Origin of the sequence: Escherichia sp. F1 (genome assembly GCF_046764225.1) — a bacterium.
Classification (GTDB): Bacteria; Pseudomonadota; Gammaproteobacteria; order Enterobacterales; family Enterobacteriaceae; genus Escherichia; species Escherichia coli.
Genome location: NZ_CP177202.1, coordinates 3,789,037 through 3,813,643 on the forward strand (window position 1 = coordinate 3,789,037; position 24,607 = coordinate 3,813,643).

19 protein-coding genes are annotated in these 24,607 nt (G+C 46.5%); 11 read left to right on the top strand and 8 right to left on the bottom strand.

What is annotated here, in order from left to right; translation table 11 throughout:
* Positions 1-93 precede the first annotated feature (93 nt).
* The 3 genes from hyxA to ykgH all read left to right on the top strand — a co-directional run bounded on the left by hyxA (position 94) and on the right by ykgH (position 4,052).
* Positions 94-855, top strand: a complete 762-nt coding sequence (gene hyxA, locus ACK8NJ_RS18225) for a protein HyxA (protein ID WP_411961857.1) — start codon at positions 94-96, stop codon at positions 853-855.
* A 41-nt stretch (positions 856-896) separates the two neighbouring features.
* Complete coding sequence (gene hyxB, locus ACK8NJ_RS18230; RefSeq protein ID WP_328115070.1) at positions 897-3,200, top strand: outer membrane autotransporter HyxB; 2,304 nt, start codon at positions 897-899, stop codon at positions 3,198-3,200.
* A 183-nt stretch (positions 3,201-3,383) separates the two neighbouring features.
* Positions 3,384-4,052 (top strand): protein YkgH, encoded by a 669-nt coding sequence (gene ykgH / locus ACK8NJ_RS18235; RefSeq protein WP_328115068.1) that lies wholly within the window; start codon positions 3,384-3,386, stop codon positions 4,050-4,052.
* Between the two features lie 242 nt (positions 4,053-4,294).
* On the opposite strand, the gene ACK8NJ_RS18240 is transcribed toward ykgH, so the two are convergent.
* The 4 genes from ACK8NJ_RS18240 to rclR form a co-directional block, all read right to left on the bottom strand.
* Complete coding sequence (locus tag ACK8NJ_RS18240; RefSeq protein ID WP_024216461.1) at positions 4,295-4,990, bottom strand: LutC/YkgG family protein; 696 nt, start codon at positions 4,988-4,990, stop codon at positions 4,295-4,297.
* The gene (locus ACK8NJ_RS18245; protein WP_000023924.1) at positions 4,983-6,410 is read right to left on the bottom strand and encodes a LutB/LldF family L-lactate oxidation iron-sulfur protein; all 1,428 of its coding nucleotides are present in this window, start codon (positions 6,408-6,410) and stop codon (positions 4,983-4,985) included. Before ACK8NJ_RS18245 ends, ACK8NJ_RS18240 begins: the two co-directional genes overlap by 8 nt.
* A gap of 10 nt (positions 6,411-6,420) precedes the next feature.
* Positions 6,421-7,140 (bottom strand): (Fe-S)-binding protein, encoded by a 720-nt coding sequence (locus ACK8NJ_RS18250; RefSeq protein ID WP_411961858.1) that lies wholly within the window; start codon positions 7,138-7,140, stop codon positions 6,421-6,423.
* A gap of 525 nt (positions 7,141-7,665) precedes the next feature.
* Positions 7,666-8,520 (bottom strand): reactive chlorine-specific transcriptional regulator RclR, encoded by an 855-nt coding sequence (gene rclR / locus ACK8NJ_RS18255; protein WP_411961859.1) that lies wholly within the window; start codon positions 8,518-8,520, stop codon positions 7,666-7,668.
* Between the two features lie 225 nt (positions 8,521-8,745).
* On the opposite strand from rclR, the gene rclA reads away from it, so the two are divergent.
* The 3 genes from rclA (at position 8,746) to rclC (ending at position 11,021) form a co-directional block, all read left to right on the top strand.
* A complete protein-coding gene (rclA, locus tag ACK8NJ_RS18260) occupies positions 8,746-10,071 on the top strand; it encodes a reactive chlorine resistance oxidoreductase RclA (RefSeq protein ID WP_411961860.1) in 1,326 nt (441 codons plus the stop codon).
* Positions 10,072-10,179: 108 nt separating this feature from the next.
* On the top strand, positions 10,180-10,416 hold the full coding sequence (gene rclB, locus ACK8NJ_RS18265) for a reactive chlorine resistance periplasmic protein RclB (protein ID WP_000474084.1): 237 nt from the start codon (positions 10,180-10,182) through the stop codon (positions 10,414-10,416).
* Between the two features lie 11 nt (positions 10,417-10,427).
* Positions 10,428-11,021 carry a reactive chlorine species resistance protein RclC gene (rclC, locus tag ACK8NJ_RS18270; protein ID WP_001306921.1) on the top strand — a complete coding sequence of 198 codons (594 nt, stop codon included), beginning with the start codon at positions 10,428-10,430 and terminating at the stop codon, positions 11,019-11,021.
* A gap of 159 nt (positions 11,022-11,180) precedes the next feature.
* On the opposite strand, the gene ACK8NJ_RS18275 is transcribed toward rclC, so the two are convergent.
* Complete coding sequence (locus ACK8NJ_RS18275; protein ID WP_048970461.1) at positions 11,181-12,050, bottom strand: aldo/keto reductase; 870 nt, start codon at positions 12,048-12,050, stop codon at positions 11,181-11,183.
* A gap of 247 nt (positions 12,051-12,297) precedes the next feature.
* Here ACK8NJ_RS18275 and ACK8NJ_RS18280 point away from each other — a divergent pair, with 247 nt between their 5' ends.
* Positions 12,298-13,155: a helix-turn-helix domain-containing protein gene (locus ACK8NJ_RS18280; protein WP_001558643.1), complete on the top strand. Its 858-nt coding sequence runs from the start codon at positions 12,298-12,300 to the stop codon at positions 13,153-13,155.
* A gap of 119 nt (positions 13,156-13,274) precedes the next feature.
* Here ACK8NJ_RS18280 and fdeC read toward each other — a convergent pair whose 3' ends face one another.
* The gene (gene fdeC, locus ACK8NJ_RS18285) at positions 13,275-17,528 is read right to left on the bottom strand and encodes an inverse autotransporter adhesin FdeC (protein ID WP_411961861.1); all 4,254 of its coding nucleotides are present in this window, start codon (positions 17,526-17,528) and stop codon (positions 13,275-13,277) included.
* A 565-nt stretch (positions 17,529-18,093) separates the two neighbouring features.
* Here fdeC and ACK8NJ_RS18290 point away from each other — a divergent pair.
* The gene (locus ACK8NJ_RS18290; protein ID WP_411961862.1) at positions 18,094-18,945 is read left to right on the top strand and encodes an aldo/keto reductase; all 852 of its coding nucleotides are present in this window, start codon (positions 18,094-18,096) and stop codon (positions 18,943-18,945) included.
* A gap of 26 nt (positions 18,946-18,971) precedes the next feature.
* Positions 18,972-19,961, top strand: coding sequence for an aldo/keto reductase (locus ACK8NJ_RS18295; protein ID WP_089703838.1), 990 nt, complete (start codon positions 18,972-18,974; stop codon positions 19,959-19,961).
* A gap of 30 nt (positions 19,962-19,991) precedes the next feature.
* Here the strand turns inward: ACK8NJ_RS18295 and ACK8NJ_RS18300 are convergent, their stop codons facing one another.
* Complete coding sequence (locus ACK8NJ_RS18300) at positions 19,992-20,885, bottom strand: LysR family transcriptional regulator (RefSeq protein ID WP_000910713.1); 894 nt, start codon at positions 20,883-20,885, stop codon at positions 19,992-19,994.
* 199 nt (positions 20,886-21,084) lie between these two features.
* Positions 21,085-22,011 carry a LysR family transcriptional regulator gene (locus ACK8NJ_RS18305; protein WP_247792809.1) on the bottom strand — a complete coding sequence of 309 codons (927 nt, stop codon included), beginning with the start codon at positions 22,009-22,011 and terminating at the stop codon, positions 21,085-21,087.
* 156 nt (positions 22,012-22,167) lie between these two features.
* Here ACK8NJ_RS18305 and ACK8NJ_RS18310 point away from each other — a divergent pair, with 156 nt between their 5' ends.
* Positions 22,168-23,088 carry an alpha/beta hydrolase gene (locus ACK8NJ_RS18310; RefSeq protein ID WP_000860029.1) on the top strand — a complete coding sequence of 307 codons (921 nt, stop codon included), beginning with the start codon at positions 22,168-22,170 and terminating at the stop codon, positions 23,086-23,088.
* A gap of 244 nt (positions 23,089-23,332) precedes the next feature.
* On the top strand, positions 23,333-24,475 hold the full coding sequence (locus tag ACK8NJ_RS18315; protein ID WP_411961863.1) for an NADH-dependent flavin oxidoreductase: 1,143 nt from the start codon (positions 23,333-23,335) through the stop codon (positions 24,473-24,475).
* Positions 24,476-24,607: the final 132 nt, after the last annotated feature.

A 24,607-nucleotide genomic window follows, 5' to 3' on the forward strand; every position in this document is an offset into this window, starting at 1 on the left:
CCAAAATATTTCTACTGCTCTGGGCTGCAGGATTGGGAGGCACGCTGTACAGCCTGTACAGCGTGCTGGCGTACTGACATCTGTGAGGGAAGGATGCGTTTCGTTCTTTTCTGTCCCTCAGGAATTGTACCAGCGCAGTTCGCAGCTCTATCAACCGGTTCTGTCGGCAATGTTACCTGCATCAGAACAGAAGAGGAGTTACGCAATAAATTGCGGCACAGGCCACAGAGTGTCGTGATATCGGCAGGGCGACCTGCCGAATGCGCTGAAATGTGGTTCCGATTTTATCGGGATCACTCATTCGTGGTGGTGTTGTGCGTCGCGCCCTTTTTTCTGCCACCGGATGTGAGTATTTCTGGCGTTCTCAAAAACTTGAGGTTACTGAAACCAGGAATGTCAGTAGAGCGTGTCATCAGTATTGCAAATGCCTCTGGTGGGTTTTCAGGACTGAAACATGCAGAAATTTTGCCAGTTATGGACAGTTACTCTGTCTTTATGAAAGAGGTGAATAACCGCACAAAGACAATCGTCATGTCAGAACGCTTCCCGGAAAAGCAAAAGAAGGTGTTGTCGTTGCTTCTTGCCGGACACAGCTGGGAATACAGTGCGCAGTTTCTCAAAACGGGGATAAGACAGATATGGCTTGCCGAGCAGTCGCTAAAAAAGCGTTGGGGAATACCGGACAGCATGTCATTGCGGGAAGCCCTGCTGCTTGGCAGCAATAAATTTCACGGTGATGGAAATGCATTGGAAAAAACGAATGCCATGACATTGCGTGAAAACGGAAATACCAACAGGTATTCCGTGGTGGTAAATGCAGGGACGCAGGCTTTATCTCTGCATAAATATAAATAAGTGGGAAATTGAAATTAGTTACCAGAATGGAGAATTTCTTCATGAAAAACAGTAAGGCATTTTACCGCAGCGCATTAGCAACAGCTATTGTTATGGCTCTTTCTGCCCCAGCATTCGCTGCTGATAACGCGGTATCAACTACACCGGTTAGATTGGATAAAGATAAGACAACTCTGGATCAAGATGTTGTTATTAAAGGTGATAACAAGATTACAGCCGTAACAATTGAAACGTCAGATTCAGATAAAGACCTTAATGTTACTTTTGGCGGTCACGATATTACCGCCGCATCAACGGTAAACCAAGATTTCGTTGAAGGTGTAAAAGTTAGCGGTGACAAAAATGTTGTGATTAATGCTACAGGCTCCACCATCACAGCTCAAGGTGAAGGCACCTATGTCCGGACTGCAATGGTCATTTCTTCAACAGGCGATGTTGTTGTTAATGGCGGTAACTTTGTTGCAAAAAATGAAAAAGGTAGTGCGACAGGGATATCTCTGGAAGGGACCAAGGGAAATAATGTAACGCTCAATGGCACAACCATAAATGCTCAAGGTAAAAATGATTCGAGCAACAGCTCTACGGCAATTTTTGCTCAAAAGGGTAGCGTATTGGATGGGCATGGCTTTAGCGGTGATGCAACCGACAACATTACCCTTGCTGGCTCAAATATTATTAATGGCCGGATTGAAGCAATACTTATTGCTCAGGAGAATACGGGAACTCATACAGTCAACCTGAATATTAAGGATGGCTCAGTAATTGGGGCGGCTAATAATAAACAAACAATTTATGCCTCTGCTTCGGCACAAGGCGCAGGTTCAGCAACGCAAAATTTAAATTTGTCTATTGCTGATTCAACCATCTACTCTGATATCCAGGCCCTTTCTTCAAGCAATAGTTCAGTCGGTACCACAACAAATGTAAACATGAACGTTGCCCGCTCTTACTGGGAAGGTAATGCTTATACCTTCAATAGCGGCGATAAAGCGGGTAGTAATCTGGATATAAATCTTTCCGATAGTTCAGTCTGGAAAGGCAAAGTTTCAGGGGCAGGAGATGCCAGTGTATCTCTGCAAAACGGGTCTGTCTGGAATGTTACGGGATCCTCAACTATTGATGCTCTGGCAGTAAAAGACAGTACGGTTAATATCACGAAGGCTACGGTCAATACTGGCACGTTTGCTTCTCAAAACGGCACTCTGATTGTTGATGCCTCTTCTGAAAACACCCTGGATATCAGCGGTAAAGCGAGCGGTGACTTGAGTGTTTACAGTGCGGGTTCATTGGATCTTATCAATGAACAAACGGCATTTATTTCTACCGGCAAAGACAGCACTCTAAAAGCCACAGGCACAACGGAAGGTGGTCTGTATCAATATGACCTGACACAGGGAGCTGATGGTAACTTTTATTTCGTAAAAAACACGAATAAAGCATCCAACGCCAGCTCCGTGATTCAGGCAATGGCAGCTGCTCCGGCTAACGTCGCTAATCTGCAGGCTGACACGCTCTCCGCCCGTCAGGATGCTGTCCGTCTGAGCGAAAATGACAAGGGTGGCGTATGGATTCAGTACTTTGGCGGTAAACAGAAACATACCACCGCGGGAAATGCATCCTATGACCTGGATGTAAACGGTGTAATGCTGGGTGGTGATACCCGCTTCATGACTGAAGATGGTAGCTGGCTGGCAGGTGTAGCGATGTCTTCTGCGAAAGGTGACATGACCACCATGCAGAGCAAAGGCGACACTGAAGGTTACAGCTTCCACGCTTACCTGAGCCGCCAGTATAACAACGGTATCTTCATTGATACTGCTGCACAGTTTGGTCACTACAGCAACACGGCAGATGTTCGCCTGATGAATGGTGGCGGTACCATCAAAGCTGACTTTAACACCAATGGTTTCGGTGCGATGGTTAAAGGCGGTTACACATGGAAAGACGGTAATGGCCTGTTTATTCAGCCATATGCCAAACTGTCTGCGCTGACGCTGGAAGGTGTGGATTATCAGCTCAACGGCGTGGACGTTCATTCTGACAGCTATAACTCTGTGCTGGGTGAGGCCGGTACGCGCGTGGGTTATGACTTCGCTGTGGGCAACGCGACCGTTAAACCTTATCTGAATCTGGCCGCACTGAACGAATTCTCTGATGGCAACAAAGTCCGTCTGGGTGATGAGTCTGTCAATGCCAGCATTGACGGTGCAGCATTCCGCGTGGGTGCAGGTGTACAGGCTGATATCACCAAAAACATGGGAGCATATGCAAGCCTTGACTACACCAAAGGTGACGACATTGAGAACCCGCTACAGGGTGTAGTTGGTATCAATGTGACCTGGTAAGAATAAAGCAGTCGGTTCCCCTGTCGACTGTTATACCCCCTGCAGGCAGCATACTGCTGCCTGCAGGCCATAAATATCCAGTATTCATGATGCTGGTTTTTTGCTGATATTTAACCCGAACACTCCTGATACAGACTATTAATACAACCTTATCTGCGACAGATTTCATTTTCTGGATATATTATGAGTGAACAAATCAAACAGGATATCGATCTGATTGAGATTTTATTTTATCTGAAGAAAAAGATTCGTGTTATCCTTTTTATTATAGCTATCTGTATGGCAATGGTGCTTTTATTTCTGTATATCAATAAAGATAATATAAAAGTGAGTTACAGCCTAAAAATAAATCAGACAACACCAGGCATACTTGTTAACTGTGATAGCAATAATAACTTTGCCTGTCAGACCACAATGACTGAAGATGTTATACAGCGAATTACTACATTTTTTCACACCAGCCCAGATGTCAAGAACAGAGAAATAAAGCTGGAATGGTCAGGAGATAAGAGCGATTTACCAACTGCTGAAGCGGAAATATCTCGCGTGCAGGCGTCTATTATCAAATGGTATGCGTCAGAATATCATAATGGCAGGCAAGTTCTCGATGAGATACAAACGCCTTCAGCAATTAACAGTGAGCTTTATACAAAAATGATATACCTGACCAGGAACTGGTCATTGTATCCGAACGGTGATGGCTGTGTAACTATAAGCTCACCAGAAATAAAAAATAAATACCCTGCTGCCATTTGCCTGGCTCTGGGATTTTTTCTAAGCATTGTAATTTCTGTAATGTTTTGCCTTGTCAAAAAAATGGTAGATGAATACCAACAAAACTCTGGGCAGTAATAAACAGCATTCTGATAGAGAGTGCCTGTATAAAACTGAAGTGACAATGACCGGGAAGGGAACCCGTTTTCAGGAATGGATGCCTGTCTTTTTCACTGTAAATATCCTGGCATTACTAATGCCAGGATATTTACAGAAGAGCAGCATAACCATGACGGAACGGGGTTAAGTCAGGTTGTCCTTAACGCTATTCACAACCTCGTATGCCGCCTTCAGGTTTATGTCCAGACTTCATATCTCTCTCAGCAATCCTCAATAATCAGATACACCGCTTTCACCGGGCCATGAACCCCGACGACTTTGATAAGCTCAATATCCGCCGTTGAACTAGGGCCGCTAATGATGTTAATGCAGGACGGCATTCGTTCACCGGCCTGCGCTTTCTGATGCAATTTTTCTGCGAGTTGCGCTACACGCGGCAGGATTGTGCTTTTACGCAGGATAAAAAGAGAAGATTCCGGGAGCAGGCTCAATGAACGCCCGCGCTCGGCGGCGGAAAAAAGAACCACGCCTCCCGATTCGGTTAAACCATATTCAGCATACACGACACCCACTTTAGCCTGCTCTGCCTGCGAGATATTCTCGGCACCTTTCGCCGGATCCCAAACAACGGCATTGCATTCCTGCTGCAAACGTTCGCTAATCCCCAATTCCTCCAGCCTCGTGTCACCGCTAATCACGACCGACTGATCTCCCAGCTCTTTACACAGACGTATTGCAGCTTCTGCCGCCTTCGCCTCGCTGGTCAGCTCACAGCGCGTCAACATAACATCGCTGGCAAACTGAATAAACGCGTCACAGCGCTGCTGTTGGGTAAGTTGGGTAAGCCGCTCGTTAGCATAGTTGTTAAGCGGCGCATCTTCTGCTTGCGGTTCAAGTCGCAGCGGGCGACCCAGTGCCTGAGCAACGTTATTCAAAAATTCGCTCCGATTATCCATTCTTTTTCTCCTGCGCCTGATGTTTCTTAAACCAACTACGGAAACTCTCTCCGTCAGCTTCAGGAAGATCGCGTGCTTCCATCCAGTCGCTAATCGCGCCAAATTTGAGTGGTGTTTTGCCGCCATTGATAAACCAGCTTGCCGCATGAGCACCGGCCATCATCCCGACTTTCCACAATCCTGGATGACTATTGGCATAAGCGAACATTTTTATCGCCCGTTGCTCTGCTTTTGCGGTGATCCCTTTTTCAGCCATCACCCGACGATGACGCAAAATCAGTTTTGACAGCGGAATACGCACCGGACACACGCTGTCACAAGCAGTGCATAAAGAGCAGGCGTAGGGTAAATCTTTAAAATCTTTATAGCCGCCAAGTAGCGGAGAAATCACCGCACCAATTGGCCCTGGATAAATAGAGCCATATCCATGACCGCCAATATGGCGATATGCCGGACAAGTATTCATACAAGCCCCGCAGCGAATACAGCGCAGCACATCCCGAAATTCAGAGGCCAGCACCTCAGAACGCCCGTTATCGACAATAACCAGATGAAACTCTTCAGGACCATCAACGTGCCCCGCTTCGCGCGGTCCTGTCAGCCAGGTGTTGTATCCCGTCAAACGTGCACCAACGGCACTGCGCGCCAGCATGGTGATCAATACATCTACCTCGGCAAACGTGGGGGCAATACGCTCCATTCCCATCACTGCAATATGCGTTTTAGGCAGCGTGGTACACATTCGCGCATTACCTTCATTGGTCACCAGGCATACCGAACCGGTCTCTGCCACCGCGAAATTACAGCCGGTAATACCTATTTCAGCACTGAGGAAATCTTCGCGGATTTTTTGCCGGATGAATAAGGTCATTGCTTCAGGCGTTTCCGACCCCTCATAGCCCAGACGTTCGTGTAGCACCCGACGGATCTGATGGCGATCTTTATGAATTGCCGGGACCACAACATGAGAGGGCGGATCTTGATCCAGCTGGAGAATGTATTCACCCAGATCGGTTTCAATCACCTGAATGCCAGCATCCTGCAACACATGATTGACACCAATCTCTTCGGTTACCATCGATTTAGATTTCACCACCTTCCGGGCATTTTTGCGTTGGGCAACCTGTAAAATGTAGCGGGTAGCGTCTTCTTTGGTTTTTGCAAAATAGACGTGACCGCCGTTTTGCGTCACTTTTTCTGAGAGCTGGTACAGATAAGCGTCGAGATTACTCAGAACATGATCACGTATCTGGGCGGCCCGATCGCGCCACTCCTCCCAGTGCCCCAATTCATCGACCATTTTTTGCCGATTTGCCCCGATACGCTGCTGCGCGTTTGCCACCGCTTTGCGCATGATCGGATCTTCAATTTGCTGACGGATGCGTGTCTTAAAATCTGTATTACTGGTTTTGATCGACATCTTTATATCCTCAGCGGCTCATCAGCACTTCAGCAATATGCATCACTTTGACTTTCTGCCCTTCCCGTTGTAATCGCCCACTGATGTTCAGCAGGCAACTCACGTCAGCACCAATTAAATACTCAGGGCGGACTTCCATCAGGTGCACAACCTTTTCTTTCACCATCTCGCCGGATATTTCGGCCATTTTGACCGAGAACGTGCCGCCAAATCCGCAGCAGGTATCCTGTTCAGCAAAGGTCAACAGCTCCAGTCCACGCACATTTTTCAGCAACGTAAGTGGCTCGTCCTTCACCCCCAGCTTACGGGCCAGGCTACAAGATGGGTGATACACCGCTCTCCCTTGCAAACTGGCACCTACATCGACTACCCCTAATTTATTAACAATAAAAGAGGTGAGATCCTGCATACGCGCGGCAACCTTTTCGGCTCGTGATGCCCATTCAGGTTTATCCGCCAGATACGTCGGGTAACTTTTTACGGCATAGGTGCAAGAGCCAGCCGGTGAAATAATGGGATCGTCGTTATCCTCCAGTGCGGCGATCAGATTTTTCATCCCTGGAATCGCTTCTTTGATATAACCACTATTGATCGCAGGCTGACCGCAGCATCCCTGTTTCTCCGGGAAATTTACGCGACAGCCGAGTTTTTCCAGTAGCAGCACAGAGTCTCGTGCCATTCTTGATTTCAGGGCGTCACCAATACAGGTGACAAAGAAATTGACATTCACAACTAATACTCCATTACTTCATGCCCATTTATGCCCGATGGTTCCCCCCACCGGGGGATCAATCATCAATAAATATGGCGTTCTTTTTTAATTGGCTAGCAACATACCACCCCTCATTTGTATGACAAATGATAATCTTTCATCCAAACTTCAAATGCAATAACTAATTTTATTTCTTTCGGCATCGCTCACATTTTATGGGGAGATCGACGATCATTTTTAGCATAAGAAATCCATTTAAAAATGGCTACATCCCTTATACCTATTCAGAGCTACTTATTCAGGGGTTATTGAGATATACACTGATGGTGTACAAAAAAATCACCGACAATAATCACGTATCAAGTAATAGTCGGCATTTTATTTAATTAAAGAAATTTAGTTTGCATTTTTATTTAAAAACTGAGCTAGAGTCTATCAGAAAAAATATATAAAGCCCAAACCACCGTTGGAAATAGAAATAGTTGAAAGGCTCACAACTCCCGGAATGCGGATTATCTTTTCCCTGATTTCTGGCGGTTTTATTCAGGGTGCAAGCTGTCTGACCCTTTCCCGATATTCTCCCGGGGTACAACCAAACTCGCGAACAAACGCCTTGTGAAAAGATGATTCACTGGCATAGCCTACTGACTCAGCGATCACCACAACAGGGAGCATTTCCCGGGAAAACATCTGGGCCGCTATTTGTAGACGCAACTTTGTTAATACAGCCAGCGGCGTGGTTCCGGAAACATCACGGAAAAGCTGGGCAAAACTTGCCCGGGACATGTGGGCGATGCTGGCCAGCGATTCGACGGTCCAGGCGTGTCCTGGCATTTCCAGCATTTGCTGTATTACCGCACCAAGACGTGGATGCAGAAGCAAACTGAGAATGTTTTTCTCAGTATTAACCTGTGCAATCCACTCACGCACCGCGAGGGTAAAGAATGTAGCGCAGATCTGGCTACACAGTGCATCCACTCCCGGCATCGCCGATCTGGATTCCTGTTGTAAAAACGGGATCGCCTCCCTCAGCCAGTTATATTCCACGCTGTGGTTAACCGGTGCTAAAAACAGCGTTTCCGGCAAAGACGTTAAAAAATAACGCGCCGAATGTTGCAGCCGAAGAGTGCCGCAGACAATACAGGTCGATTCATTATCGACATGACTCAGGCGATGAGCTGAATTTTGTGGTAGCAGGACCACATTTCCCGGGCGTAATGTAAAAATCTCTCCCGTCGGCATTTCCAGCTCCGCCGCTCCTTGCGTTAACGCATGCCAACGAATAACCGACAATTCCCCGGCACCATGTGGAAGCTGCCAGTCACTTCCTAACACGCAATTCTTATCGATCGTTCCTTGTGGAGCGTTAAGTATCAACAAACGGCTAAGGGCATCCATATCAGACTCCTGAGTGGTTTTTGATTACAAACACCAACAATCTTAGACAATAATTAATCTAATACCATCAAATGGTTAATCATGATTTTTGTTTTGTGATTCTGATTATGAAAAAGAAAATACCAGACGATAAGACAAAATATCAAGCGTTGTGAAGAAATGTTATTTGCTCTTTTGCGTCTATAGTCATGATGTCAAATGAACGCGTTTCGACAGGAAATCATCATGAATAAATATCAGGCAGTGATTATTGGTTTTGGCAAGGCTGGAAAAACATTAGCCGTCACGCTGGCAAAAGCAGGTTGGCGTGTGGCTCTCATCGAACAATCAAATACAATGTATGGCGGGACCTGTATTAATATCGGCTGCATCCCAACCAAAACATTGGTTCATGACGCACAGCAGCACACAGATTTTGTCCGTGCCATACAGCGTAAAAATGAAGTGGTTAATTTTTTACGTAATAAGAATTTTCATAATCTTGCGGATATGCCCAATATCGACGTGATCGACGGCCAGGCGGAGTTTATCAATAATCATAGCCTGCGTGTTCATCGGCCTGAGGGAAATCTGGAAATTCATGGCGAGAAAATTTTTATTAATACCGGTGCACAAACCGTGGTTCCGCCAATTCCTGGAATTACCACCACGCCAGGAGTATATGACAGCACCGGATTACTTAATCTAAAAGAATTGCCTGGGCATTTAGGTATTTTGGGCGGCGGATATATTGGCGTTGAGTTCGCCTCTATGTTCGCTAATTTTGGCAGCAAGGTAACCATTTTAGAAGCAGCTTCGCTGTTTTTGCCTCGGGAAGATCGGGATATTGCTGATAATATCGCGACGATTTTACGCGATCAGGGCGTCGATATAATCCTCAATGCCCATGTGGAGCGAATCAGTCACCATGAAAATCAAGTGCAAGTGCATAGCGAGCACGCCCAACTGGCGGTGGATGCACTGTTAATAGCTTCCGGTCGTCAACCGGCTACCGCTTCGTTACATCCAGAAAATGCCGGTATCGCAGTAAACGAGCGCGGGGCAATTGTCGTTGACAAGCAATTACATACCACCGCAAACAATATTTGGGCGATGGGAGATGTTACCGGCGGGCTGCAATTTACTTACATTTCACTGGATGATTACCGCATTGTGCGTGATGAGTTGCTGGGAGAAGGCAGACGTAGTACTGATGATCGGAAAAATGTGCCTTATTCCGTATTTATGACACCGCCCCTGTCCAGGGTTGGTATGACAGAAGAACAAGCCAGAGAGAGTGGTGCTGATATTCAGGTGGTGACATTGCCTGTAGCTGCAATTCCCCGCGCCAGAGTGATGAACGATACCCGTGGGGTATTAAAAGCGATTGTTGATAATAAAACCCAACGTATATTAGGGGCATCACTGCTGTGTGTTGACTCCCACGAGATGATTAATATAGTGAAAATGGTGATGGATGCCGGGCTGCCTTATAGCATATTACGCGATCAGATATTTACTCATCCGTCGATGAGCGAATCACTCAATGATCTATTTTCATTAGTCAAATAAACTCAAAATCAGACGCCAGAACAAATATTCTGGCGTCTCAGAGAAAAGAATCTTATTAATTCGCTGTTACTCTATAACTTCTTAATCACTTCATTGATGGTATTTTATATGTTTAAAAAATCTGTTTTATTTGCAACACTATTATCTGGCGTTATGGCATTTTCCACCAATGCAGATGATAAAATAATTCTGAAACATATCAGCGTCTCGTCAGTATCAGCATCACCGACAGTTCTGGAGGATACCATTGCTGATATAGCCAGAAAATATAATGCTTCATCCTGGAAAGTCACATCGATGCGAATTGATAATAATTCAACCGCAACAGCAGTATTGTATAAATAAGGATGTTCACAATGGAAAAATACCTGCACCTGTTAAGTCGGGGAGATAAAATTGGCCTGACATTGATTCGTCTGAGTATTGCGATTGTTTTTATGTGGATTGGGTTATTAAAGTTTGTCCCTTACGAGGCAGACAGCATTACACCATTCGTCGCAAACAGTCCACTAATGTCGTTCTTTTATGAACACCCGGAAGACTATAAACAGTATCTGACTCACGAAGGCGAATACAAACCAGAAGCAAGGGCATGGCAATCGGCCAATAATACCTATGGTTTTTCCAACGGTCTTGGCGTCGTGGAGGTGATTATTGCTCTGCTGGTTTTGGCTAATCCTGTCAATCGCTGGTTAGGTTTATTGGGAGGGCTGATGGCATTTACCACACCGTTGGTAACACTCTCATTTTTAATCACCACCCCGGAGGCATGGGTACCCGCATTGGGTGACGCTCATCATGGTTTCCCTTATTTATCCGGTGCTGGTCGCTTGGTATTGAAAGATACTCTGATGCTGGCAGGTGCTGTCATGATAATGGCAGATTCGGCGCGGGAAATTCTTAAACAACGCAGTAATGAATCCAGTTCAACGTTAAAAACTGAATATTGATAATCCGAACACTGTCTGTTGTTCACTTTTTCAGGCGTCAGGCTCCCTTTCTGATGATGAAGCCTGACGCCATATTACCGGAGATATGACAGAGTGAAGATCAATATCACTCCCCTGTTAAAAAATTCTTGTCGTCTCAGGTAAAATAAGTGATTAATATCAATCATGTATTTTTACAGCAAGACAACCACGAACAAACTCAGGATTAAAATGTTTTACCGATTCCCCAACATAACCCAAATCAAGCGAACTAATTTGCGCCATTTCTTTCTCTGTCAGTGAGAAATCCCAAATAGCAAAATTTTCTTCGATACGCTGTTGATGTGTCGATTTCGGAATAACGACCACTCCCCGTTGAATATTCCAACGCAGAATGACCTGAGAAATCGATTTTTGATGGGCATCTGCAATACTCTGAAGCAGATTATTTTCAAAGGGTTTATGTCGTCCACCACCTAACGGAGCCCATGCTTCAGGCTGCACGTTATAATACTTCATGGTTGCCAGCGCCTCTGGTTGGGCAAAATAGGGATGCAACTCGACCTGGTTGACCATCGGTTTAACTCTTACCGTTTCACAAAAGTTCGCCAGAACATGAGGGTAGAAATTGGAAACCCCAATTGCTTTTAATTTGCCCTCTTCATAGGCATCTTCGAGTGCACGCCACGCACTGAAATAATCGCGCATAGCCTGGTGCAATAAATAGAGGTCGAAGTATTCTAGTCCCGATTTTTTTAATGACGCTTCAATACCTGCTTTTGCCGTATCCTGATTCAACATATCCTGCACCCACAATTTAGACGTTATAAATAACTCATCTCGGGTACATAAACCTTCAGATATAGCTTCACGAACGGCTTCACCGACGGCATCTTCATTACCGTATACCGCTGCAGTGTCGATGAGTCGATAACCCGTGCGGATAGCGTTCAACACTGACTGTTTGCACACGTTTTTATCGGTAACCTGAAAAACACCAAATCCCATCATCGGCATTTTCAGATTGTTACTTAATACGGAAAATTCCACTGTCAGTCCCTCCATTAGGCATGAACAATGAGTCTACGTTAAAACGTAACCTCAAATTAGTATGTGGATTTTGATATCACTTATGCAAAAAATTCATTAATAATGTAGGACTGAAACCTCTCTATTTTTGGGGCAATGAAGCAGACGCTATCAGTGCTTTTGCCTTCGCCCTTGCTGTTTTTGATACACTTAGGGCCCAGGGCATAACGAAAATGTGCGATATGACAAAGAATTAACGGAGAATGTGATGATCAGGCAGAAGATTCTACAGCAGCTCCTGGAGTGGATTGAGTGCAATCTCGAGCACCCTATTTCAATCGAAGATATCGCACAGAAATCTGGCTACAGCAGACGCAACATCCAGCTTCTGTTCCGAAATTTCATGCATGTGCCTTTAGGAGAATACATTCGCAAACGAAGGCTTTGTCGTGCCGCCATTCTTGTCCGACTCACCGCGAAATCTATGCTTGATATTGCACTCTCTTTGCATTTTGACTCACAGCAGTCATTCAGCCGCGAATTTAAAAAGTTATTCGGCTGCTCTCCCCGTGAATACCGCCACCGTGATTATTGGGATCTCGCAAATATCTTCCCTTCTTTTTTAATACGTCAACAGCAAAAGACGGAGTGTAGATTAGTCAACTTTTCTGAGACACCTATTTTTGGCAATTCATTTAAATATGATATTGAAGTGTCGAATAAATCACCGGATGAAGAAGTCAAACTGCGACGTCATCATTTAGCCAGATGTATGAAGAATTTTAAGACGGATATCTATTTCGTCTCCACGTTCGAACCGTCAACAAAATCGGTCGATTTGCTCACAGTTGAAACTTTTGCCGGTACGGTATGCAAACAAACCGATTCAGAGATGTCGAAAGAGTGGACAATTAACCGAGGACTGTATGCCTCTTTCCGCTATGAAGGTGAGTGGGAGCACTACCCTGAATGGGCGCGAAACCTCTATCTGATGGAATTACCTGCCAGGGGGTTAGCCAGAGTGAACGGCAGTGATATTGAGCGATTTTATTACAATGAAAACTTCGTCGAAATTGATAGCAATAACATTGTTTGCGAAATTTTTATCCCCGTTCGCCCGGTTTAGCTGTAGCGATGTTTACATGAATTTATAACGAGCTACTGTCAGGCAATTCAATAAATAATGGCGTTGAAGATGTCAACGCCATTAATGTTTATTAGAATGCTACTTTCATATTCTTAAAATTATTTCATCGCCTCCTCGTCCTTTGCCGTATCGGCATCCACCGCGGTTATGGTCACCGTCACTGGCTTCATTTCGTACCCGCCATACGTCAGGGCGTTAAATGTAAACGTATAGACACCTGGCTTGTTGGTACTAAATTTACGCGTGATTTTTCCGCTCACGAAATGGTCATTTTTCGACGGCAGGAATTGATAATCCTTCTCCGTCACTCCTTCCGGAGCCTCAATGTCGACCCACACATTCCCCCCAACAGGGTTATTTGCCGAGAACAGGGTAACCGTCATTGTTGCGGTCTGTACCCCATCCGCCACCAGAGAAGTCACATCAGATGATGCGGCGAGCACCGCGTTTTTATCATCCGCGACGAATTTAGATTCAGCAGTTTTCGTCGATTCCTGACCGTTGGCCTGTTCCACTTTCGCCGTGAGTGTATATTTCGCTGCGACAGTGGTCGTGGCGGTGAAAATAGCCTGCCCTTGCTCATTAGTTTTCGCCGTCCCATCGGGATCCAGAGCTAAATTTGCCGGGCTGGCAGTCAGCGTCACCTCGCTATCTTTCAACAGGTTGTTATTGGCATCAGTCACCGTAACTTTATACGTCTGTTTGGCTTTGCCGTCCGCCAGTGCATAGTTGCCAATCACCTCAATACTGGAAACGGTTGCGGTAGCCTTATCGGCTACAAACGTTATAGTCTGCGTATTCGAAGGCTGGCTATTCCCTGCCGATGCCGTGATCTCATACGTTCCGGCAGTCACTGAAACCACCTGCAACTCTGCTTTCCCCTCATCGTTGGCTTTCACCCAGACATTATCGCCAGTAAGCGGCTTGACACCCCGGGGCAGATTAAAGGTCACCAGAGTGCCTGGAACAGGGTTACCGTTTTTATCCTCAACGGTCGCCGTCAGCGTAAAGGCATCTTTGCCGTTTGCCACTTTTTGAGCAGCGGCGTCTACCTCCAGGCTCGCCTGACCGGTGCTGGCATCCGCGTTGAATTTCACCGTGACCGTCTTCTGAGAGTTTTTCACCGCGGCCGCGATTTCAAGTTCCCCTGCAACGGTTGATATCAACTCAATATCCGCTTTACCTGCCGCATCGGTTGTTACCGTATTCCCCGTCTTGCTGGTCACACCTTTCGGCAGGGTCAGCGTCACATTTTGCCCCTGCAACGGGTTACCATAGCTGTCCACAACGGTCAGGGTTATCTGGTTAGCAGACTGTCCATTAGCCAGTTGGTTATTAACCTTCACTGTCATATCACGAATCTCAGCCTTAGATGCGTCACCTGCAACATTCAGCACCAGTGGCTGAGCAACGGCATTTTGGCCGTTCACTCGCGGCATCACAGACAACTGACCCGCGGCAGATCCCAGCGTTAAGGTCGACACGTAGACCCCATTACTTTTCTCTGTCCAGCTTCCTGCTGAAGGACGCTCACTCCCCGTGCTGGCGGCACCGCTAAACACTGGTGCATCTGGCTTCAGCCCGGTGACCGGGTTCCCGTACGCATCCTTCACGGTGAAGGTGAGTTCCGTCGTCGTTTTGACGACCGGAGCCTTATTGTCCGCAACAAGCGTAGAGTTCGCTGATGACATCTCTCCGGCGATGACCGTCAACTGCGCGGCTTCGGTGGCTGCTGGCTGGCCGTTGAAGAGAGGCATGACGCGAAGCTCGCCCGTCTTTCCACCTGTAGTCAACGTAGCAACATAGGAACCGTTACCTTTTTCGGTCCAACTGGAAACGGTCGCCCCTTCAGACGCAGCACCCGTCAGGCTTGCCGACAGGGAAAGACCACTGATAGCGTTGCCATGTGCATCTTTTGCAATAAGCGTTACGGTTGTGCTTTCACCGGCTTTTACGTGATCTTCTGCGACAGAGACTTTCGACTGGTTTGAAGATAATGCATCAGCCACCACGGTTACTTTTGCCGCATTTGCTGCCGCATCCTGTCCATTTAGCTTCGGCATAACTTCTAATTCACCCGCCGTAGAGCCAAGAGTAATTTGCGCAGTCCACGTCCCATCACCATTATTTGTCCAGCCAGATGCCGTAGAACCAACAGCAGCGGCACCCGCTAATGACGGCGCTTCCGGCGTGAGGCTGGTCACAGGGTTGTCATTGGCATCTTTTGTCGACCAGATTGCCGTAAGCGTACCGCCGACCACCGGTTTATCCGGATTCAGGGTGATGGACGAATGTGCTGCATCAAGCGGCCCGGCAACAAACTTCAGCGTTTGTTGTAATGTGCCCAGCTGATACTGCTCGCTGAAGGCGCGCACAACAACGTTTCCGGCACGGGTCGAAGAAACCGTGGCGCTGTAAACCCCTGGTTTTATTTCCGAAATGGCACCAACGGTAACACCATTAGTGTCTTGCGGAACAAGTCGCAGGCGGCTGGCTTCTCCCGTCACCGGATTACCTTCGGAGTCCACCGCAGTCAGCGTCAGCGTGTAGGCTTGCTGACCATCAGCAACCACGTCACCTGACGGCTCGTTAGCGCTCAGGGTGGAGTTTGCCACATCCATCATCGTGGCCCGCAGTTCTGCAGTGACGGTTTTGCTCATGCCATCAACGCTAACAGTAATCGTTGCCTCACCTGACTGCGTTCCGGTAGTAAAGACAGACTGATACACCCCTGCTTCAGTTTCGGTGAACTCACCCAGTGTTGGCTTTGCCTGTGATTTAGTGGCCTTCAGGGAACGAGTCACAATATTTCCAGCCGGTTTGAAAGTTAGTTCAGTCTTGATCTGATCTTTCATGCCCGTGACTGGCTGGCCCTCGGCGTCGCGCAGAGACAGCACCAGCGGTTTTTGCTCATTACCGTTAGCAAGCATTTGAATACGGCTCTGACCGTCAAGCGTTAACGCCGTGCGATCGGCGCTCATACCAGCTCCGGTAATAACCACTTCTGTCTGCACGCGTTTTGAGGTATTGCCTTTGTTATCGTAGGCAACCGCAGAAATCGCATAATAATTGTCTTTGCCTGGACGATAAGCCGGGAGCGTTACTTGCCACTGACTACCCTGACCGGTAATTTTGCCACCTTCAGCCAGTAATGACGGCGCTTCCCACTGCACATTTTTCAGTCCGTGAGTTGCTTTGCTCACCACAAGTCCCAGGGAAAGTGTCTGACCGCCCTTGCCTTCAATACGCTCAGGCAGAGCAATACGAATCACTTCAGATTTGCGGTACTCAAGAACGATGTTGTTATTACGCTCAACCAGGTCATAGCGGCTGCCTGCCAGCATTCGACGCTCGCGAATGCTGTCTGTATCGAGTTGTTTTTCCAGAGGTTCGCCAATTCGGTAGTTAACTTCCAGGCCAAAGCGAGTGTCATTCTCACCACTCTTGCCCTGCTTATGCCCGGCGCTCAGTGTCAGAAGAGGCACTGGTGTATAGGTTACCTCGGCAGAAATAGCATGCGGGTCTTTCTGGCGTTTATCTTTACCAAACAGCCCGACTTCATCGCCATAATACTGTTCATACATCAGGCTTGCGCCAAGCTGCGGCCAGGCAGGTAAATAGCCCTCAGCACGAATATCCCAGCCATTCGCCGGGCGTTCCTGATAATCCTCAACATCCGGTGATTTTTTCCAGCCAGAAGCCCGGATATAACCATTGGCGCTCAGTTTCAAATAATCACGCCAGTATTCCGCACCAACACCAATGCGGGTATGACTACGGGATAAATCATGATCGATAAAAGTATTCACCCCCGCCATCCAGTCATTTCCTGAAAAATGACGCCAGCCAAAACCAATATTTGACTGAGTACGATCGTCTGTACGATGTATTGCCCCCTGAGTGAACAACATATTTGTCGGCGTATCATAAATAGGATAAAGCATTTCCAGCGAAGAATCCTTCAGCGAGAAATCTTTATCGACATTCAGTTTGACGCGCGCAGTACCATATTTCCCGAGCCACTCCTGTATTTCCTGGTTAGCTTTAGCGGTGGCCATTCCGGTAATAAAGTTACGTGTCGCATCGCTATCTGGCTGACTGCTTAAAAATGTCCCGGCATTTGCGGCAAACGACGCGACATTTTTCTCCACGTTATTATCAGCAGTTACCGTAGTATTTCCCATGCTCAAACGTGGCTGAACCGTATGCTGCGCACGTGCTGCCATTACTGGCGTAAAGGTGACAGCGAGTGGAAAAAGAACCTGAACAGAGATATTTGCCCACGCCACGCAGCGGGCCAGAACTGAATAACGAAATCGTGGTTGTTTATGACCTGTTTTATAACGTGACATTGAGATAATTTCCTGATGAACGAATTAACGAACATAGGCAGACACAAATAATGGCGTCTGCTTGTCAGAAAAACCGGGGATTTCCCGGTTTCCTTTTCCGCAGAAAAGGAAATACCTTTATGTAAGAAAGTACACCGCCACCTAATATATCCAGTGTCTGTAGCCACTCATCAGGTGGTTGGGCGCGGGATTATATTTTTATTTATGGGTAAAAATTTAGCTTTTTGTGCAAGTTATTAAATAGATACTTAAGTTATATTTCTTACTCTGCGGGCAGTGAATAATTCATTATTAAGAGTGAATAATAATGACCCATCTTTAATTAACTGCTATTGGGAGTACGTCGAAGTGAGTATATACGCCAGGATAAACCAATATATTTTTTATGGACATTCATTTATATTCATCGGACTGTAAATTGCAGGGATATCGAACTTGCACGACTAATCTCAACCCTCAAACAGATTTATGAATTTTGTTCATAACCCCTGACAAATCCTGCCGTCTAATCGAGCTTTTCCCTTTACGTTATGCTTCTCATGAACGATAACGGAAGGATAACACCATGCAAAAAGTAAAACTGAACAACGGTATTGAAATGCCCCTGTTGGGCTTTGGTGTATTTCAGATGACCGATGCCGCCGAATGCGAAAGAGCGGTCATTGACGCTATTAACACCGGTTATCGACTGATTGACACCGCCGCCTCCTATCAAAATGAAACCCAGGTCGGGAACGCACTGAAACAAAGCGGTATCGCCCGTAACGAACTCTTTGTCACCACGAAACTCTGGTTGCAGGATACCAGTTACGAAGGGGCCAAAGCCCAGTTCGAACGCTCTCTGAATCGACTGCAACTTGATTACGTTGACCTGTACTTGATTCACCAGCCATATGGCGATGTCCACGGAGCCTGGCGTGCCATGGAAGAGCTGCAACAGGCAGGCAAGATCCGCGCTATTGGCGTCAGTAACTTCCATCCTGACCGACTGGCTGACCTTATCGCCTTTAATAACGTCGTTCCAACGGTAAACCAGGTTGAAGTTAACCCTTTCAATCAGCAGCTACACGCCGTTCCGTGGATGCAAAGTCGTGGTATTCATCCAGAAGCCTGGGCACCGTTTGCGGAAGGGAAAAATGGTCTGTTCCAGCATCCTGTTCTCACGGCAATTGGCGAGAAGTATGGCAAAAGCGTAGGCCAGGTTGTTCTGCGCTGGATCTACCAACGAGGCATTGTTTCGCTTGCAAAATCAGTACGCAGAGAACGCATGGAAGAGAACATCAACATTCTCGATTTTGAACTCAGTCCTGAAGATATGCTGCAAATTACCGCCCTGGATACCGCAACCAGCGCGTTCTTCTCTCACCGCGATCCCGCAATGGTGGAATGGCTGACTGGCCGCAAACTTGATGTTTAAGCCGCGATAAAAGAGGTATTCATTCAATGCAAAAACGTTATCTGGGTAAATCCGGACTCGAAGTCTCCGCCCTTGGGCTCGGTTGCATGGGCTTAAGCCACGGCTACGGCCCGGCGACCGATACCCGTCAGGCTATCGAACTTATTCGTGCTGCGGTTGAACGTGGCGTCACCTTCTTCGATACCGCCGAAGTGTATGGTCCGTATCTGAATGAAGAAGTGGTCGGCGAAGCCTTAAAACCGTTTCGTGACCGCGTGGTGATCGCCACTAAATTCGGTTTTACCTTCGGCGATGATAATAAGCAGCAGATTTTAAACAGCCGTCCGGAACATATCCGTGAAGCCGTTGAAGGATCATTACGTCGTCTGAAGACAGATGTTATTGACCTGCTGTACCAACACCGTGTTGATCCGGATGTTCCTATTGAAGATGTTGCAGGAACGGTGAAAGACCTCATCGCAGAAGGTAAGGTCAAACATTTCGGTCTGTCCGAGGCTGGCGCACAAACCATTCGTCGTGCGCATGCGGTACAACCTGTCACCGCCCTGCAAAGCGAATATTCCATGTGGTGGCGTGAGCCTGAACAGGAAATTCTGCCGTTGCTGGAGGAACTGGGGATTGGTTTTGTCCCCTTCAGCCCACTAGGTAAAGGTTTCCTGACCGGGTCGATTAAGCCGGGAACCACTTTCGGCAAAGATGATTACCGCAGCACCGTACCGCGTTTCGCAGCACAAGCCATTGAAGCCAATGAAAAACTGGTCACCTTGTTAGGTGAACTGGCTGCGGAGAAAGGGGTAACGTCTGCACAAATCGCACTGGCATGGCTATTAGCACAAAAGCCGTGGATTGTTCCCATCCCTGGCACCACTAAACTGAACCGGCTGGAAGAAAACCTGGCCGCTGCTGACATTGTTCTTTCGCAGAAAGATACGCAGCAGATAACCGAGGCGCTGGAAACAATTAAAATCGTCGGTGAACGTTACTCGCCTGAACATCAGGCACGCGTAGGCCGCTAATACCCAAACGGGTCCAGGATAAAGGACCCGTTATTCGGTGTAGCGAAGCGCATCGATCAACAGCGCAAAAGCTGGCGGATGCTGCTTGCGGCTGGGGTAGTAAAGATAATATCCGGGAAAAGTTGGACACCACTCCTGTAACACCTGAATAAGCTTGCCTGACTTTATATACTCCTGAACCATGTCTTCAGGGACACAAGCGATCCCAAACCCTGATAAGGCGGCATCAATTCTTTCTGGCAACGGACTACACGTCAGCTGCCCATCAACCTTAACGCGAAGCGGTTTCCCTTCTCGCTCGAACTCCCAGTGGTAAAGCCCACCGGCAGTTGGCAAACGCATGTTGATGCAGCGATGATTTTGTAGCTCATGAGGCGTTTCAGGCGCAGGGTTTGCAGCAAAATACGCCGGAGCTCCCACCACAGCCATCCGCATATCTGGTCCAATCCTGACTGCAACCATATCTTTATCAACATTTTCACCCAGTCGTATCCCGGCATCAAAACGGCCTTCAACAATATCGACAAAACCGTTATCCACCACCAGTTCGACATTGATTTCGGGATACTCTCTGAGAAAAGGTTTTAGCTTCGGCCAGACCAGACTTCGCGCGGCATGTTCCCCGGCAGATAAACGAATATTCCCGGAGGGCGTGCCGTTCAATTGAATAAGTGATTCCAGTTCCTGTTCAAGCTCGTCAATACGCGGTTCAAGGCAGGCAATGATTCTCTCCCCCGCTTCTGTGGGAGCCACACTGCGGGTAGTCCGTGTCAGGAGGCGGATATTGAGCCTTTCCTCCAGAGCCTTCATTGCATGGCTAAGTGCAGACTGAGAGACGCCGAGTTTGCCCGCTGCTTTGGTAAAACTTCGCTCTCTTGCCACCACAAGAAAGATTTGCAGTTCGTTGAAGTTTTCTTTGAGCATTGGCGATTTCCTTGTAGAAGCATCCTCTTCACAGACACTCATGAAGGGGGGCATAGATGCTATTATTTTAACCACATTATTAGTAACAATGATAATCTGGCTGTATCGAAAATAATTCTAAACTTTCAGGAGATTTATTATGAATAAACGTATCCTCACGATTGTGCCATTCTTCTTACCGATATTCTGACACACATCATTAACTTTCTATTTTTACTCTTTTCTCCACCATAAAATCAATAAAAGCACGAACTTTAGAGGGCATTCTCACCCGTGATGAAACATATATATAAAACCCAGGAAATGAAACGGCCCAATCCTCAAGAATCGGCTGTAACTTGCCCGCATTGATATGTTCAGCGATTGCAAAATCCAGATGTTGAATGATACCCGTTCCATTCAGCGCCATTCGTATCATGCTTTCGTCATCATTAGAAATATACTTACCTGAAACCTCTATTTCGAACTCTTCATTCCCGCCCGCAACATTAGAAAACTCCCATGCAGAGAGTGCACCGCTACTTTTATGCCGCAACCGAAGGCAATTATGGTTACTCAGTTCCTGAGGCGTTTCAGGAATACCGTGTTCTTTTAAATAATCTGGCGATGCCACAGTAACCAGTTTAATAAGCGGAGAAACAGGAACGGCAGTCATATGCTCATCCAGTCCTTGCTCAAGACGTATGCCCACATCACAGCCGTCCGCAATAATGTTAGATAAACCGTCATCCATAATGAGTTCTATCTTTGTTTTGGGGTAACGAGTAAGAAACTCGCCAATATGAGGCTCAATAAGCATCCTTGCTGCAACACGGGAGGAATTTATTCTCAACAGGCCTGTAGGTTCAAGTTGGGTATCACCAACATCTTTCAAAGCATCATCAATTTGCCCCAAAGCCGACACCAGCACTTCATACAGACGCTGTCCTTCCTCAGTAAGCGACATATTGCGGGTCGTACGGTATATCAGCTTGGTGTTAAGACGTTCCTCAAGAGATTTTAAATTCTGGGACAATGCGGCCCGCGTAATACCCATTTCAGAAGCGGCTCTGGAAAAACTGCCGGCACGAACAATATGCGCAAACCAGGCAAGAGAAGGCAAAATTGAAGGCTCTATTTTCATCATTGTAAACCTTAACTTAACACTGTGATAGATATTAGACCATTGATGATAACCAATACAAGTCATACTATTACGCCGTTCTCGATATGAACACGAATGCCAGTTGCGGATAATAGAAATGATATTTAAATCTGTTTAGGCAAATCCCCGGAGCTTGAAATGAAAACTGTTTCGATAAAACACACTTACTGGGATATAGCTGCTGATATCTATTTCCCTGACGATTTTAATAGTGAAAAAAAGTATCCTGCCATTATCAGCGCCCATCCAATTGGAAGCTGCAAAGAACAGACATCGGGTAGTGTGTATGGTGCCGCCCTGGCAAAAGCTGGCTTTATCGTCATTGCTTTTGATGCCAGTTTTCAGGGAAGCAGCGGTGGGGAACCGCGTTATCTGGAAGATCCAACAATGCGAGTAAAAGACTTCAGCATTGTCGTTGATTACCTTACCACCTTACCTTACGTTGATGCCGGGCGTATTGGTGTACTGGGTATTTGTGGTGGAGGTGGATATGCCATTAATGCCGCAATGACAGAACGTCGAATTAAAGCTATTGGTACTGTCACGGGTGCAAACTACGGGCGTCTTATGCGTGAGGGATTTACAGCGTTTAATCCTATCGGAGCACTCGAAGCAATGGCGCAACAAAGAACAGACGAAGCTAACGGCGCAAAACTTCGCGTAGATGATTTACTCCCCTCTTCTCCGGATGCAGCTCTTGAAGCGGGATTAACAGAAATAGACCTTTTTGAAGCCACAGAATATTATCGTTCGCCACGAGGCTGTGCACCTAATGGGGTAAATCGTTCGCTATTCTCACATCAGACTGTTGCCGTGGGTTGGGATGCATTTCATCTTGCAGAAGTCCTGTTAACTCAACCAATAATGGTTGTGGTGGGCGATAGAGTGGGCGCATTTGGTGCCTACCGTGACGGCTGCGAAATTATTGGCCGCGCTGCCTCAAAACATAAAGAGCTGGTCGTGGTTGAAGGTTATTCACATTACGACCTGTATGATAAGCCAGAACCTGTGAAACAGGCACTCGATAAATTAATTCCTTTTTATAAAACACATTTGTAATAATTTTACAGGGAGATTCCTTATCTCCCTGACATTTATCCTTTATTGACTACACAACAATAATAAAATTACTCAAAAAGAAATTTCATTAAAGAAACAAAAAAGCAGCAACTCAATTATTAAGATTATTAGAAACCCTTTGAAGGGATTATAAATAAAGCCAGAAATCTTGGTTCCAAAGCTGGCAACAACTAACCAGTTAAAACATACGCATCAAAATCAGATAAACATTTGAGGTATTGTTATGACAAATAAACACCCATCATTGTTTTCTCCTTTTATGCTGACAGAAAAAATAAAGCTACGTAATCGTATCGTTATGGCTCCTATGACAACCTGGTCAGCGAATCCTGATGGAACCATCTCTGAGCAAGAACTCGAATTTTATAAACGTCGCTCACAAAATGTTGGTTTAGTAATAACAGGATGTACCTATGTCACGCCAACCGGCATTGGGTTTACTCATGAATTTGCCGCGTATGACGACCGTTTCATTAACAGCCTTGAAAAGTTAGCAGCGGCAGCCAAAAGTGGCGGTGCTCCGGCTATTTTGCAGATTTTCCACGCCGGTAATAAAGCCATCCCGGAGCTTGTACCAAATAACGATGTTATTAGTGCCAGCGCATCAAGCGTAAAATCTGGTGACTTTATGAATAGAGTGGTACAAAGCAGGGAAATGACTGAAAACGAAATTCAGGAAACCATTAGAGCATTCGGAGATGTCACAAAAAGGGCGATTAAAGCAGGTTTTGATGGCGTTGAACTTCATGGTGCGCACGGATTCCTTCTACAGAATTTCTTCTCCCCTCTATTTAACCAGCGTAATGACCGATGGGGAGGAGATCTCGAAGGACGTCTGCGCTTCCCGCTGGCCGTATTACAGGAAGTAAAAAATGTAGTCTATGAATATGCGACAAAGCCCTTTGCCATCGGTTACAGAATATCTCCTGAAGAATCTGCAACAGGGGGGCTGCGGATAGAGGATACTTATAAACTCCTTGATCGGCTCATTTCATCCGGTATTTCGTATATACATACCTCGCTGGTCAGTATTAACGATAGCTACCCTGTTGAGTCGCCAAATGGCCCCCGAACTATTGAATTGATTTTAAATCATATTGCAGGCAGAGTGCCGATAATCGCCGCAGGTAAAATACGCACACCGTCTCAGGCTCAAGAAGCAATTTCCGCTGGCCTGCCACTTGTTGCGATCGGTAAAGGGCTGGTGATAAATCCAGAATGGGTGACTTTAGCTGAATCAGGTAGAAGTCATGAAATTCAAACAACCCTTAATCCACAACTTGTTCCTGAATTAACCATTCCGGATAAACTATGGGATCAAATTCAGGCATCTAGAGGAACTGGCTGGTTTCCGTTAATGGATTAAATGTCTATTACTCTCCCGAGAGTAAAACTATCAAATCAATGAGTAACCGATACAGCCTCACAAATTCTTTCAGATAATTAACCCGTCACTGCGGCACGTTCTCTCATAAGGCGTGCCTGCAGTGTAATCCAG

Bases quoted from the DNA above. Each gene is read 5' to 3' on its own strand.
- ACK8NJ_RS18245 (WP_000023924.1), bottom strand. From the start codon at position 6,410: ATGTCGATCAAAACCAGTAATACAGATTTTAAGACACGCATCCGTCAG.
- ACK8NJ_RS18315 (WP_411961863.1), top strand. From the start codon at position 23,333: ATGACAAATAAACACCCATCATTGTTTTCTCCTTTTATGCTGACAGAA.
- rclC (WP_001306921.1), top strand. From the start codon at position 10,428: ATGGAAAAATACCTGCACCTGTTAAGTCGGGGAGATAAAATTGGCCTG.
- hyxB (WP_328115070.1), top strand. From the start codon at position 897: ATGAAAAACAGTAAGGCATTTTACCGCAGCGCATTAGCAACAGCTATT.
- ACK8NJ_RS18240 (WP_024216461.1), bottom strand. From the start codon at position 4,990: ATGGATAATCGGAGCGAATTTTTGAATAACGTTGCTCAGGCACTGGGT.
- rclB (WP_000474084.1), top strand. From the start codon at position 10,180: ATGTTTAAAAAATCTGTTTTATTTGCAACACTATTATCTGGCGTTATG.
- ACK8NJ_RS18300 (WP_000910713.1), bottom strand. From the start codon at position 20,885: ATGCTCAAAGAAAACTTCAACGAACTGCAAATCTTTCTTGTGGTGGCA.
- fdeC (WP_411961861.1), bottom strand. From the start codon at position 17,528: ATGTCACGTTATAAAACAGGTCATAAACAACCACGATTTCGTTATTCA.
- ACK8NJ_RS18305 (WP_247792809.1), bottom strand. From the start codon at position 22,011: ATGATGAAAATAGAGCCTTCAATTTTGCCTTCTCTTGCCTGGTTTGCG.
- rclA (WP_411961860.1), top strand. From the start codon at position 8,746: ATGAATAAATATCAGGCAGTGATTATTGGTTTTGGCAAGGCTGGAAAA.
- ACK8NJ_RS18290 (WP_411961862.1), top strand. From the start codon at position 18,094: ATGCAAAAAGTAAAACTGAACAACGGTATTGAAATGCCCCTGTTGGGC.
- rclR (WP_411961859.1), bottom strand. From the start codon at position 8,520: ATGGATGCCCTTAGCCGTTTGTTGATACTTAACGCTCCACAAGGAACG.
- ykgH (WP_328115068.1), top strand. From the start codon at position 3,384: ATGAGTGAACAAATCAAACAGGATATCGATCTGATTGAGATTTTATTT.
- ACK8NJ_RS18280 (WP_001558643.1), top strand. From the start codon at position 12,298: ATGATCAGGCAGAAGATTCTACAGCAGCTCCTGGAGTGGATTGAGTGC.
- ACK8NJ_RS18295 (WP_089703838.1), top strand. From the start codon at position 18,972: ATGCAAAAACGTTATCTGGGTAAATCCGGACTCGAAGTCTCCGCCCTT.
- ACK8NJ_RS18310 (WP_000860029.1), top strand. From the start codon at position 22,168: ATGAAAACTGTTTCGATAAAACACACTTACTGGGATATAGCTGCTGAT.
- hyxA (WP_411961857.1), top strand. From the start codon at position 94: ATGCGTTTCGTTCTTTTCTGTCCCTCAGGAATTGTACCAGCGCAGTTC.